At 63.8% G+C, this 12,483-nt stretch carries 11 protein-coding genes; 3 read left to right on the top strand and 8 right to left on the bottom strand.

Annotated features, from left to right (window positions below; translation table 11 throughout):
* Nucleotide 1 precedes the first annotated feature (1 nt).
* Complete coding sequence (locus QF092_RS18355) at nt 2–367, bottom strand: winged helix-turn-helix domain-containing protein (RefSeq protein WP_281466273.1); 366 nt, start codon at nt 365–367, stop codon at nt 2–4.
* A gap of 180 nt (nt 368–547) precedes the next feature.
* On the opposite strand from QF092_RS18355, the gene QF092_RS18350 reads away from it, so the two are divergent.
* Together QF092_RS18350 and adh are read left to right on the top strand one after the other, a co-directional pair.
* Nucleotides 548–1,489: a helix-turn-helix domain-containing protein gene (locus tag QF092_RS18350; protein ID WP_281466271.1), complete on the top strand. Its 942-nt coding sequence runs from the start codon at nt 548–550 to the stop codon at nt 1,487–1,489.
* A 140-nt stretch (nt 1,490–1,629) separates the two neighbouring features.
* Entirely contained in the window at nt 1,630–3,150 is a 1,521-nt protein-coding gene (gene adh, locus QF092_RS18345; RefSeq protein ID WP_281466269.1) for an aldehyde dehydrogenase, read from the top strand.
* Nucleotides 3,151–3,196: 46 nt separating this feature from the next.
* Here adh and QF092_RS18340 read toward each other — a convergent pair whose 3' ends face one another.
* Genes QF092_RS18340 through QF092_RS18310 form a run of 7 tightly spaced genes read right to left on the bottom strand, consistent with a single transcriptional unit; the run spans nt 3,197 to nt 10,216 of the window.
* Nucleotides 3,197–4,549 (bottom strand): FGGY-family carbohydrate kinase, encoded by a 1,353-nt coding sequence (locus tag QF092_RS18340; RefSeq protein ID WP_281466267.1) that lies wholly within the window; start codon nt 4,547–4,549, stop codon nt 3,197–3,199.
* A gap of 9 nt (nt 4,550–4,558) precedes the next feature.
* Nucleotides 4,559–4,873: an L-rhamnose mutarotase gene (rhaM, locus tag QF092_RS18335; protein ID WP_281470097.1), complete on the bottom strand. Its 315-nt coding sequence runs from the start codon at nt 4,871–4,873 to the stop codon at nt 4,559–4,561.
* A complete protein-coding gene (locus tag QF092_RS18330; protein WP_420026483.1) occupies nt 4,873–5,859 on the bottom strand; it encodes an ABC transporter permease in 987 nt (328 codons plus the stop codon). The genes rhaM and QF092_RS18330 overlap by 1 nt, the downstream gene beginning before the upstream one ends.
* Nucleotides 5,856–6,821, bottom strand: coding sequence for an ABC transporter permease (locus QF092_RS18325; protein ID WP_281466265.1), 966 nt, complete (start codon nt 6,819–6,821; stop codon nt 5,856–5,858). Before QF092_RS18325 ends, QF092_RS18330 begins: the two co-directional genes overlap by 4 nt.
* Entirely contained in the window at nt 6,818–8,320 is a 1,503-nt protein-coding gene (locus QF092_RS18320) for a sugar ABC transporter ATP-binding protein (protein WP_337250648.1), read from the bottom strand. The genes QF092_RS18325 and QF092_RS18320 overlap by 4 nt, the downstream gene beginning before the upstream one ends.
* Before the next feature lie 54 nt (nt 8,321–8,374).
* On the bottom strand, nt 8,375–9,367 hold the full coding sequence (rhaS, locus tag QF092_RS18315; RefSeq protein WP_281466260.1) for a rhamnose ABC transporter substrate-binding protein: 993 nt from the start codon (nt 9,365–9,367) through the stop codon (nt 8,375–8,377).
* A 36-nt stretch (nt 9,368–9,403) separates the two neighbouring features.
* Nucleotides 9,404–10,216, bottom strand: a complete 813-nt coding sequence (locus QF092_RS18310) for a DeoR/GlpR family DNA-binding transcription regulator (protein WP_281466258.1) — start codon at nt 10,214–10,216, stop codon at nt 9,404–9,406.
* Nucleotides 10,217–10,379: 163 nt separating this feature from the next.
* Between QF092_RS18310 and QF092_RS18305 the strand changes: the two genes are divergently transcribed.
* A complete protein-coding gene (locus tag QF092_RS18305; protein ID WP_281466257.1) occupies nt 10,380–12,476 on the top strand; it encodes a bifunctional rhamnulose-1-phosphate aldolase/short-chain dehydrogenase in 2,097 nt (698 codons plus the stop codon).
* Nucleotides 12,477–12,483: the final 7 nt, after the last annotated feature.

Below are 12,483 nucleotides of genomic sequence, written 5' to 3'. Positions count from 1 at the left end.
GTTATTTTCCGCTCAATATTTCGCTCGCCTGCTTTGCCCGCAACATGCCCTCCAGCGCTGCCACCGCAGGGGCCGCGGCTTGTTCCGACCGCGCCACCACCTCGCGATAAAGGCGCAGCACCTCTTCGCCCGTCTCGGTCAACCGCGCTCCGCCGCCCCCCGGCCCACCCCGCGCGCTGCTCACCAAAGGTTGGACAAAAGCCGTGTTCATCTCTTCAACCAACAGCCACGCCCGCCGATAGGACATATCCATCTGCCGCCCTGCCGCCGCGATCGATCCCGTCTCACGGATATGTTCCAAAAGCTGGGCCTTGCCCGGCCCAAGCATCGCCCCGTCGAAAAGAATGCGCAGTTTCAACGCGGTCATGGACCCAACCCCCCGATGCAAGATCCGATACTTCCCGAACCGGTCCCTGCTGGCAACCCGTCGCGCCAAGGCTCGCCCCGGCATGCTGCTTTTGGCCACGTTGCCAAGGGGCCCGCTTCCCCGCACACTCACCCCAACCTGCCGACCAAGGCGGCACCAGCCGCATCACCGGGGGACGCCATGCCATCGCCTGCCAGTCAGCACGTGACCCGTGTCGAAACCGCCATCCGCGCGGGCCATGCCGCCCGCTCCGCTCTGGCCGCCTCTTGGGCGCGCTCTGCCACGCTTTACCGCCTGGACCCTGCCGATGCGCGCCTTGAAAATCGGCTCAGCGCGGCGGAACTCGCCCTTGCGCAGGAACGGGCGGGGGTGCTTCTGCCCACCGCGGCCCCCCATCTTGACCGCCTGTTTCAAACCGTGGGCGGCCTTGGGGCCTGTATCGTTCTGGCCGATACCGATGGCGTGGCGCTGGACCGCCGCGGCAATGCCGGAGACGACCGCGACTTCACGGCTGCTGGCCTCTGGACAGGCACCGCATGGTCCGAAGCGCAGGCAGGGACCAATGGCATCGGCACCTGCCTTGCCGAAGCCCGCCCCGTAACGATCCACCGCGACCAGCATTTCCTTGCGCGCAACATCGGGCTGTCCTGCTCCTCTGCCCCCGTCTTCGGGGCCGATGGCGCGCTGACCGCGGTGATCGATGTCTCTACCGCCCGCGCAGACCTGCCCGAAGCCATCAGCAGCCTGATCGCCGCCACCGTGGCCGAGGCTGCACGCCGGGTCGAGGCCGATCTTTTCACCCGCCTCTACCCGCGCGCGCGCCTTGTGATGGTGCCCGGCACCGACCGCGCCCTTGGCGCGATGCTGGCAGTGGATGCCCAAGACCTTGTCATCGGCGCAACCCGCGCCGCGCGCGCGCAATTGAACCTGGCAGGTGACCTTGCCGCCACCCCACGCCCGCTGTCCGATATCCTTGGCACCGACGCCCCCGACGGCTTTGCCGATGCCGAACGCGCCGTCATCGCCCGCGCCCTTGCGCGCAGCGGCGGCAATATCTCTGCCGCCGCCCGCGCCCTTGGCCTGTCACGCGCCACGCTTCACCGCCGTCTCGACCGCGGCTGACCACATTTTCCCACCGCACCTGTCGCAACCCTGCGACAGGTCCGCCCCGGCACCTGCCGCCATGGGGATGACCGACTCAGGCACCCTCCGCAGTCTAAACACAGGCCGCGAGGAGGCGGCCCTGTCCAGAGGAGGACCCCATGAACGAGATGACCAAACCCGAAGCCCTCATCGGCTCGCCCTTCAAAACCCGCTACGACAACTTCATCGGCGGCAAATTCGTGGCCCCCGTTGCGGGCCGCTACATGGACAACATCACCCCGATCACCGGGGCCAAGGTCTGCGAAGTCGCCCGCTCGGACGCGGCCGATGTCAACCTTGCCCTCGACGCCGCCCATGCCGCGAAAGAGGCTTGGGGAAAGACCAGCGCCGCCCACCGCTCCAACGTGCTGCTCAAGATCGCCGACCGGCTCGAGGCAAACCTAGAACTCCTCGCCACAGCCGAGACATGGGACAACGGCAAACCGATCCGCGAAACGGTGAATGCCGACATCCCCCTGTCCGTGGACCATTTCCGCTATTTCGCGGGCGTCCTGCGCGCGCAGGAAGGCACGATGTCCGAAATCGACCATGACACCGTCGCCTATCACTTCCACGAACCGCTCGGCGTCGTGGGCCAGATCATCCCGTGGAACTTCTCCATCCTGATGGCGGCATGGAAACTTGCCCCCGCCCTGGCCGCAGGCAACTGCATCGTGATGAAGCCCGCCGAACAGACCCCCGCCGCGATCATGGTTCTGGCCGAACTCATCGCCGATCTGCTGCCGCCGGGTGTGCTGAACATCGTCAACGGCACGGGCGCCGAGGCGGGCGATGCCCTTGCCCGCTCGACCCGCATCGCCAAGATCGCCTTCACAGGGTCCACCGCCACGGGCCGCAAGATCATGGAAGCCGCGACCGTCAACCTGATCCCCGTCACGCTGGAACTGGGTGGCAAGTCGCCCAACATCTTCTTCTCTGACGTGATGGCCGAAGATGACGCATTCCTCGACAAGGCCGTCGAAGGCTTCGTCCTCTTCGCCTTCAATCAGGGTGAGGTCTGCACCTGCCCGTCCCGCGCGCTGATCCAGGAAGACATCTATGACCGCTTCATGGAACGCTGCATCGCCCGCGTGAAGGCGATCAAGCAGGGCGACCCGCGCGACATGACCACGATGGTCGGCGCGCAGGCGTCAAAGCAGCAGCATGACAAGATCATGTCCTACTTCACCATCGGCCGCGAAGAAGGGGCCGAGGTTTTGGTCGGCGGAGACGCCGCCCGCTTCAACGGCGATCTGGCCAGCGGCTATTACATCCAGCCCACCATCCTGAAGGGCCACAACAAGATGCGCGTCTTTCAGGAAGAAATCTTCGGCCCCGTCGTATCGGTAACCACCTTCAAGGACGAGGCAGAGGCCCTCCAGATCGCCAATGACACCATGTATGGCCTAGGCGCCGGTGTCTGGACCCGCGACGGCACCCGCGCCTACCGCTTTGGCCGCAATATCGAGGCAGGCCGGGTCTGGGTGAACAACTACCACGCCTACCCCGCCCATGCGGCCTTTGGCGGCTACAAGCAATCGGGCATCGGGCGCGAAACGCATAAGATGATGCTCGACCATTATCAGCAGACCAAGAACATGCTGGTCAGCTACAACCCCAACAAGCTGGGCTTCTTCTAAGTCGGGCCAAGCAGGCAAAAGGGGGGGCGGCCCGCCGCCCCCTTTCCTACCGCCCGGCCAGCTCTCGCCAGCGCGCCGCATAGGCCGCAAGCCGCGGATCGCCCGCCTCGGGCTCAGGTGCCGCCATGTCGGGCAGCACCCCCTTGTGAAACAGCAGCGCCGCCCCGATGGCAGTGCCCGTCACCGCCGGTGATGCCATCACAGCGCGCCCGGTCGCCGCCGCAAGCATCGCCCGCAGCCAAGGGTTTGCAGCCATAGGCCCTTCCACGACCACCGGCCCCTCTGCCCCAATCAGATCAAGGCAGGTCGCCGTCATCAGCCCCAGATAATAGCCCAAGGCCACTTCGCGCATTTCGGGCGTTGCAGGCTCCAGCGTCCATCGACCGGCCGACTGCGGAAAAGGCCCCGTCCCCGGCGTCACCGATGGCAACAGCATCACCCCGGCCGCCAGCACCCGTTCGGCATCAGCAGGCCCCGCCCGGACCGCGCCCTCCGGGCGCATCACCTCATAGTCCCGCCCGCCCATGAAACGCGCCGATGGCACCGGCGCACCCACCGCACTGACATTGACCAGCGTATCCCGCGCCGGGTCCAGCGCCACCTGCCGCCCCCCAACCGCCATCGAGATCACCCATGTCCCCGTTGACACCACCGCAAATGGCGGTCGCCGACCCAGCAGATGAGGCAGAAGCGAAGCGTTGGAATCATGTATCCCCACCCGCACCGGCACCGGACCCAACCCCGTTTCCGCCTGCACCAGCCCACTCACAACCCCCAGCACCGCATCCGGCCTTTGCGGCGGGGCCATCTTCCCCTCCAGCCCCAGCCGCGCGGGAAGTGTGGACCAGCGCCCCGCCGACGGGTTCCACAGATCGGTATGACAGCCCAGCGAGGAAAGGTCGCAAGCCATCCGCCCTGTCAGCCGAAACCCCCAATATTGCGGCCATGTCACCACATGGGCGATCCGGTCCTGCAGCCCCAGATCGAGCGCCAGCATGTAATGCAACTGCGCCCCGACATTCAGCCCAAGGGGCAGCCGGGGCGATCCGGTTTCCGCGAAATCCGGGCGCAGCGCATCATAGGCAGCGGCCTGGGCATCCGGGCCGGGATGTTCGTAATCCAAGACCGGGGCTGCAAGGTTGCCGTCCCGATCCAGCAGCGCGCAGCACGCCCCATGCGTGGTGACCGTGACCCCGTCAATCGCATGCGCCACGACCATGCGCCGCAAGCCATCGATCAGGAACCGCCATTGCGCATCGACATCGAAATGCGGCCAGGGCGGGCCGGGCAGCACCCGGTTCGGCGCGGTGATGACTGCCACCTCTGCCCGCGCCGTCAGATCGACCACCGCCAGCTTCAGATTGGTCTTGCCGATATCCAGAACGGCGATCCGCGCCATGGCCCCTGCTCAATCCATATGAAAGACGGGAGCCAGCAGCACCGCCACCGGTTCGTTATCCGGCTTTGTCACCATGATATCGGCCATATGCGCCCACCATCGCCGCATCACGGGATGGGTCGGCAAAGCCGCCATCCCGTGATCCTTCTTCCGCCACAACACGCCGAACAGGATGCCAGTCTCGCGGTCCAGATGGATGGAATAATCCCGTACCCCCGCCTCGCGTAAAAGATCCACCAGTTCCGGCCAAATCTCGTCATGACGGCGGCGATACTCCTCCTCCATCCCAGGATGCAGCTGCATCTTGAAGGCGTATTTCTCCATCATCTCCTCCGCAACAGCAGGGGTATCGCGATTGTCCCGATCAGCAGAAGGCCAAGGAAGATCGACATCACGATCCCCGGCACGTTCAAAAGCCCAAAGCCAAAGGTCACCATCCCCATGATCAGCGCGGCCAACACCACCCCCGTGATCCGCCCCGATCCACCAAGGATGTTGACGCCCCCCAGAACCACCATGGTGACGATCTCCAACTCCCATCCCGTCGCGATAGAGGGCCGCGTCGATCCCAACCGCGAGGTCAGGCAGACGGCGGCAATCCCGCTCATCATCCCCGTCAGCAGGAACAGGACAAACCGCACCCGATCCACCCGGATGCCCGAAAACCGCGCGGCGGTAGCGTTGTTGCCGATGGCATAGACCGCCCGCCCAAACCCCGTGCGATGCAAAAGCGCCCAGTAAATCACCGCCGCCACAGCAAACAGCACCAGTTCAAAGCTGATCACCCACCACACATAGCCCTGCCCGAAATAAGCGAATTCCTTCGGGTATCCGGTAAAGGCCTTGTCGCCCAGCACGACAAAGGCCACGCCCCGGAACAGGCTCATCGTGCCGATCGTCACCACGATGGAGGGAAGACCCAGCCCCGCCACCAGCACCCCGTTGATTGCCCCGCAGATCAGCCCCGTCACGATGCCCGTCAGGACGATGACAGGCACCCCCGCCCCCATCGTCATCACAAGCCCCATCGCCGTTGAGGCGAGCGCAATGATCGACGCCACCGACAGGTCGATATCCCCCGCGATGATCAGCATCGCCATGGCAAAGGCGATCAGCGCCTTTTCCGTGAAGTTGAAGGTCGCGTCCGACAGGTTCCAGGCGTTCAGGAAATAAGGCGACAGAAAACTGTTGGTCAGGCAAACCGCCAGCAGCACGACCAGAAGGATCGTCTCCCAACTGCGCAGCGCCCGTGCAAAGGGCGATTGCAGCCGATCGGGAATAGCCCGCGCCATAGGGTCCTGCATCGTCATCGCGCGGCCTCCCGCAGGATCAGGCGGCCCTTCGGGCGGCCCTGCGCCGCGTTGAAGGCAACGGCAAGGATGATCGCGCTGCCCGAGATCGCCATCTGCCAGAAGGGCGATATCCCCACCACCGGCAGCGCATTCTTGATCACCCCAAGGAAAAGCGCCCCAAGGATCGCGCCCCAGATCGACCCTGCCCCCCCGGCAATCGCCACCCCGCCAATCACGCAAGCCGCGACCACATCCAATTCAAACCCGCCCGCGATATCGACATAGGCCACCGCATAGCGTGCGACCCACAGATAGCCCGTAATCCCCGCCAATACCCCCGAAAGCGTAAAGGCCCAGAATTGCGTCCGCCCCACATCGATCCCGGCATAGACGGCGGCATGTGGATTTCCGCCCACCGCATAAAAGGCCCGCCCCAAAGGCGTGCGGATCAGAACCACCGCGAAGACCGCGATCAACGCCACCGCCACCCAACTCATCACCGGCAGGCCCAGCACCACCAACCGTGGCAGCGCTTTGAAGGCATCGGTCATCTCATGCGCATTGACCCATTTGCCGTCGGTCAAAAGAAAGATCACGCCGCGATAGATGGTCATCGTCCCCAGCGTCACCACGATGGACGGAATGCCCAACTTCCACACCAACAGCCCGTTGATCGCCCCGAGCGCCGCCCCCATCACGACGACCGCCAATAGGATCACGGGCAAGGGCACACCTGCGCCATTCATCAACGCCGCCACCATGCCCGTCAGGGCCAGATTGGCCGCCACCGACAAATCAATGCATTTCGTCAGAATGACGATCATCTGCCCGATCACGAGGATCATCAAAGGCGCCGTGTCATTGAACACATTGGCAAGGCTCGCCGGCGCGACAAAGGCAGGAAAACGCAGCGCAATCACAACCAGCGCAACAAGGATGGCCAGCGCCAGAAGTACCTCACGGTGACGCAACAGGCTCATGCCGCCACCGCCAATCCCGCCGCCGCACGCAAAAGCGTCTCAGGCGTCATCCGCTCTCCCGTCACCTCATCCACGATGCGCCCCTCGCGCATCACGATCACGCGGTCCGACATGCCCAGCACCTCGGGGATTTCCGACGACACCATGATCACCGCCAATCCCTGCGCCGCCAGTTCCGCCATGAAGGCATGCACGGCGGCCTTCGACCCGATGTCGATCCCCTTCGTCGGCTCATCAAGGATTATCACCTGCGGCTTGGTGGCCAGCCATTTGGCGATCACCACTTTCTGCTGATTGCCCCCCGACAACAGCCCCACATCCTGATCCAGCGCCGCCGCCCGCAGATCAAGCCGTTCCACATAGGCCCGTGCCAGTGCGAATTCCTCGGCCATCTGCAAGAACCCGCCCCGGCTCACCGCGCTCAGCGAAGGCAGCGTGACATTCTGAAAGATCGGCAACCCCTTCACCGCCCCCTGCCGACCGCGATCTTCGGGGACATAGACGATCCCTGCCTCCACCGCCTCGGCCGTGGACCGGATCACCCGTACCTGCCCGGCGATCCGCACCGCGCCCTTCGACGGCCGCGTGATCCCGAACAGCGCCTGCATCACCTCGGACCGCCCCGCGCCGACCAAACCGTAGAACCCAAGGATCTCGCCCCGATGCAGGGTAAATCCGATATCGGCAAATTCCGTTGGATGGCTATAGCCGCTCACCGTCAGCACAGGCTCGCCCACGGAATGGATGCGGGCAGGAAAGATCTGATCCACCGACCGGCCCACCATCATCTGCACCAGTTCCGCCTCGGTCACCGCCGCCATCTCGCCCGCGCCAACGAATTGGCCGTCCCGAAAAACGGTGTAGCGGTCCGCGATGCGGAAGATCTCGTCGAACTTGTGGCTGATAAAGAGGATGGCCTTCCCCTGCGCCTTCAACGTCTCAACCAGATCGTAAAGCTCTTGAATCTCCTTATGCGAAAGCGCCGCGGTGGGTTCGTCCAGCACCACCACCCGCGCCTCGATCGACAGGGCGCGCGCAATCGCCACCATATGGCGCGAGGCGATCCCCAGATCGCCCAGCCGCATGTCGGGCGACAGTCGCGCCCCGATCTCTTCCAACAGCCGCACCGCCCCCGCCCGCATCGCCTTGCGGTCGATCAGGCCCCAGCGCGTGCGCGGCGCATGGCCCAGCCAGATATTCTCGGCCACCGTCAATTCGTCAAACAGCACCGTCTCTTGATGGATCGCCGTCACCCCGGCCTTCGCCGCAGCATCCGCACTCGGAAACCGCACCGGACGGCCCTCCATCTCGATCACCCCTTCATCGGGTTGATAGATGCCAGTCAGAACCTTCACGATGGTCGATTTGCCCGCCCCATTCTCGCCCACCAGCGCGGTCACCTGACCGGGGAACAGGTCAAGCTCCACCCCGTTCAGCGCCTTCACGCCGGGAAATGACTTGGCAATACCGCGCAAGCGGAGGATGGGCTGCATTCGCATCTCGCAGGAAAAAGATGCCCCCGGACGGACGAACATCCCTCCGGGGGCCGTGGATCAGAAGATCGACTTGAACTGCTCGATATTCGACGCGTCATAGGTGAACGGGTCGGACATCGCGCCTTCGTTATTGGCGTCAAGCTTCACATTGCCCATCCGCCCCATGCCGATCTCGGCATCCGGCGCGGCGGTCGCATTGCCCTTCACCAGATTGTAGCTGATCATCGTGGCAGCATAGCCCAGATCGATCGGGTTCCAGATCGCGAAGGACTTGGTCGCCCCGGACGCCACCGCGCCCGCCATTTCCGACGGCAGGCCAAGACCCGTCACATTCACCTTGCCGATCAGCCCGGCATCCGTCACGGCTTGGCTTGCCGCCAGAATGCCCACGGTCGTCGGGGCGATAATCGCCTCAAGGTTCGGATATTTCGCAATCAGACCCTGCGCCTCGCGATAGGACTTGTCGGCAAGGTCATCGCCATAGACCACCTCGACCAGATTGATACCGGGATAGTTCGGCAGCACCTTCTGCGCCTCTTCGATCCAGATATTCTGGTTCGTCGCCGTCGCGCTGGCCGACAGGATGGCCACTTCGCCGCCGTCCGACATGTGATCGGCCGCCAGCTTGATGATCGTATTCCCGATCAGCGCATTAGACGATGGGTTCAGATGCATCTGCCGCCCTTCAGGGGCCACGCCCGAATCCCAGCTGATCACGGTGATCCCGCGCTCCATCGCCTTCTGCAGGGTCGGCACCAACGCATCCTTGTCATTGGCGCTGACTGCAATGGCGTTCACGCCCTGCGCGATCAACCCGTTGATCACCTCGATCTGGCCTTCCGCCGTGGTGTCGGTCGGGCCGGTATAGATGATCTCCACATCGCCAAGTTCCGCCGCCGCCTCTTCGGCCCCCTTGGCAGCGGCTTCAAAGAACCCGATGCCCAGCGCCTTGACCACCAGCGCCACTTTCACAGTCTCGGCCGCCGCCGCATTCGCCATCAAGGCGGTCGCGACTGCCGCCGTTGTCAGTGCCTTCTTCAGAATGCCCATTGGTTTCCCTCCCTTACAGGCCGTTTTATCCCCGCCTCAGCCTTCGCTTTGGCGTCCCTCCAACCGTTCGGCGGCATTGGTGCGCGCCACAATCAGCCGCACATCCGCCGCCTCCAGCATCGCGGCATCCCTGTCCGTGATGCCCTCATCCGTGATCACCGTGCTGATCCGCTTCAGCGCGCATAAAAGCAGGCTCGACCGCGCCGCGAATTTGGTGCTGTCGGCAAGCACCACCAGTTCATCCGCCTGCCCGATCAACTTCTGCTCCGCCTGCACCAGCAGAGGGTCCCCCTCCATCAGACCCAGCGGCCCAAGCCCCCGGCACCCCATGAACATCCGCCGCGCATAGAAATGGCGACTGCCATCTTCATCGAAAGGCGACAGGATGATGTTCTGCTCACGATAGATCGCCCCAGCTGGCAAGAGGACCGTGTTCTTGGAATGCTTCAGCAGATGGTCCGCGATGGGAAAGCTGTTGGTGAAAACCTGACAGCGCTTCGTCGACAGCGGATGCACCATCTGGAAGGTCGTCGTCCCGCCATTGATGATGATCGCCTCGCCATCCTCGACCAAGGCCACAGCCTCGCGCGCGATGGCCCGCTTTTCCGCCAGCCGGATCGATTCATTCACGCTGAAGGGCCGCGCATTGATCCCGACGAATTGCGCCGGCGTGATCGATTCCGCCCCGCCCCGCACCCGCCGCAGCTTTTTTTGCATATGCAACGCTGCGATATCGCGCCGGATCGTCGCCTCACTCGCCCCCGTCAGGGTGACTAGGTCCGAAACCGTCACAAGGGGCCGCCCCTCGATGGCTGACAGGATGATCCGGTGCCGTTCGCTTTCGTGCATGACGTCCTCCCCGGCGATCACGTTCCCATTGGCTTCGCTCACTGTCAATCATTTTCAATCACAGCATAGATTTCTGCGCCGCAGCATGATTGAAGATGATCGTTTACGATTGACTTCGCCCCCACTCTTGGCACATTTGCAACAGACCAGAGGGAGGATCGCCATGACCGCAGCGGGCAACCGGTTGCAAAACCTGTGGGATGACACCCGCGCCGCAGGGCTAAGCGAGCCGGAACAGCTTCTCTACCGATCCAACCTTCTGGGATCGGACAAGCGCGTCACGAATTTCGGCGGCGGCAATACCAGCGCCAAGGTCATGCAGACCGATCCCCTGACCGGCCAGATGGTCGAGGTGCTTTGGGTCAAAGGATCAGGCGGCGATATCGGGTCGATGAAACTCGACGGCTTCTCCACCCTTTACATGGATAAACTGCGTGCCCTGAAAGGCCTGTATCGCGGGGTCGAACACGAAGATGAAATGGTGGACTACCTGCCCCATTGCACCTTCAACCTAAACCCGCGCGCTGCCAGCATCGACACCCCGCTCCACGCCTATGTGCCCCGCCGCCATGTCGATCACGTCCATTCCGACGCCATCATCGCCATTGCCGCTTCGGCCAATTCCAAGGCCCTTACAGCCGAAATCTTCGGCGATGATATCGGCTGGCTGCCGTGGAAAAGGCCGGGCTACGAACTCGGCCTCTGGCTGGAACGTCTGGCCGCCGAAAACCCCGGCATGCGCGGATGCGTCTTGGAAAGCCACGGGCTGTTCACTTGGGGCGATGACGCAAAATCCTGCTACCTCACCACTCTGGAAATCATCAACAAAGCCGCTGCATGGCTTGAAGCGCGCATGGCGGGCAAACCAGCCTTCGGTGGCGCGGCCCTCCCTACCCTGCCACCCGAAGAACGTCAGGCCATCGCCGCCCGCCTCATGCCCGCGATCCGCGGCCTGATCTCGCAGGATCGCCACAAGGTCGGCCATTTCGACGATTCCCCTGCCGTCTTGGAATTCGTGGGCTCCGCCATGCTGGGCAGCCTAGCCCCCTTGGGCACATCCTGCCCCGATCACTTCCTGCGCACCAAGATCAGACCGCTTGTCGTGGCCTTCGATCCGGCCAAGCCCGATCTTGCCACCACGCTGAACGGCCTGCCCACCGCCATTGCGAACTACCGCGCCGATTACGCCGCCTATTACGACCGCTGCAAACACCCCAATTCCCCGGCCCTGCGCGACCCCAATGCCGTGGTCTACCTGATCCCCGGCGTGGGCATGATCACCTTTGCGCAAGACAAGGCCACCGCCCGCATCTCGGGCGAATTCTACGTCAACGCCATCAACGTGATGCGCGGTGCCTCGGCCATCTCCACCTATTGCGGCCTGCCGGAACAAGAGGCCTTCGATATCGAATACTGGCTTCTGGAAGAGGCCAAGCTTCAGCGCATGCCGAAACCTAAATCGCTCGCGGGCCGCGTGGCCCTTGTCACCGGAGGCGCAGGTGGCATCGGCTCGGCCACGGCAGAACGCCTGCTGCGCGAAGGTGCCTGCGTGATGCTCGCCGACATCGACGGCACCGCCGCCGAAGAGGCCGCCGCCGCCATGGCTCGCCATTTCGGCCCCGATGTGATCCGCGCCATCGCAATGGATGTGACCAGCGAAGATCAGGTCATCGCCGCCTGCACCGCCACAGCGCTGGCCTTTGGCGGGCTTGATATCCTCGTCTCCAACGCAGGCATCGCCAGTTCCGCCCCAATCGAGGAAACCACCCTCGCGCTCTGGAACCGCAACATGGATATCTTGTCCACCGGTTACTTCCTCGTCAGCCGCGAAGCCTTCCGCCTGATGCGCGGCCAAGGCATCGGCGGATCGGTCATCTTCGTTGCCTCCAAGAACGGTCTCGCCGCAAGCCCTAACGCCGCCGCCTATTGCACCGCCAAAGCGGCCGAGATCCACCTCGCCCGCTGCCTCGCCCTCGAAGGGGCCGAAGCGGGCATCCGCGTCAATGTCGTCAATCCCGATGCCGTCTTGCGCGGGTCAAAGATCTGGTCGGGCGAATGGCTGGACCAGCGCGCCGCCACCTACAAGACCGACAAGGAAGGGCTGGAAGAGATGTATCGCCAACGCTCCCTCCTCAAGCGCTCGGTCCTGCCCGAAGACATCGCCGAAGGCGTCTATTTCTTCGCCTCCGACCTTTCGGCCAAATCCACCGGCAACATCCTCAACGTCGATGCCGGCAATAAAGAAGCCTTCTCGCGCTAGGGGAACG

This window comes from Fuscovulum ytuae (assembly GCF_029953595.1).
GTDB classification, from domain to species: Bacteria; Pseudomonadota; Alphaproteobacteria; order Rhodobacterales; family Rhodobacteraceae; genus Paragemmobacter; species Paragemmobacter ytuae.
This window is presented reverse-complemented; position numbering and strand designations above follow the sequence as displayed.

Bases quoted from the DNA above. Each gene is read 5' to 3' on its own strand.
- QF092_RS18355 (WP_281466273.1), bottom strand. From the start codon at position 367: ATGACCGCGTTGAAACTGCGCATTCTTTTCGACGGGGCGATGCTTGGG.
- QF092_RS18350 (WP_281466271.1), top strand. From the start codon at position 548: ATGCCATCGCCTGCCAGTCAGCACGTGACCCGTGTCGAAACCGCCATC.
- adh (WP_281466269.1), top strand. From the start codon at position 1,630: ATGAACGAGATGACCAAACCCGAAGCCCTCATCGGCTCGCCCTTCAAA.
- QF092_RS18340 (WP_281466267.1), bottom strand. From the start codon at position 4,549: ATGGCGCGGATCGCCGTTCTGGATATCGGCAAGACCAATCTGAAGCTG.
- rhaM (WP_281470097.1), bottom strand. From the start codon at position 4,873: ATGGAGAAATACGCCTTCAAGATGCAGCTGCATCCTGGGATGGAGGAG.
- QF092_RS18330 (WP_420026483.1), bottom strand. From the start codon at position 5,859: ATGACGATGCAGGACCCTATGGCGCGGGCTATTCCCGATCGGCTGCAA.
- QF092_RS18325 (WP_281466265.1), bottom strand. From the start codon at position 6,821: ATGAGCCTGTTGCGTCACCGTGAGGTACTTCTGGCGCTGGCCATCCTT.
- QF092_RS18320 (WP_337250648.1), bottom strand. From the start codon at position 8,320: ATGCGAATGCAGCCCATCCTCCGCTTGCGCGGTATTGCCAAGTCATTT.
- rhaS (WP_281466260.1), bottom strand. From the start codon at position 9,367: ATGGGCATTCTGAAGAAGGCACTGACAACGGCGGCAGTCGCGACCGCC.
- QF092_RS18310 (WP_281466258.1), bottom strand. From the start codon at position 10,216: ATGCACGAAAGCGAACGGCACCGGATCATCCTGTCAGCCATCGAGGGG.
- QF092_RS18305 (WP_281466257.1), top strand. From the start codon at position 10,380: ATGACCGCAGCGGGCAACCGGTTGCAAAACCTGTGGGATGACACCCGC.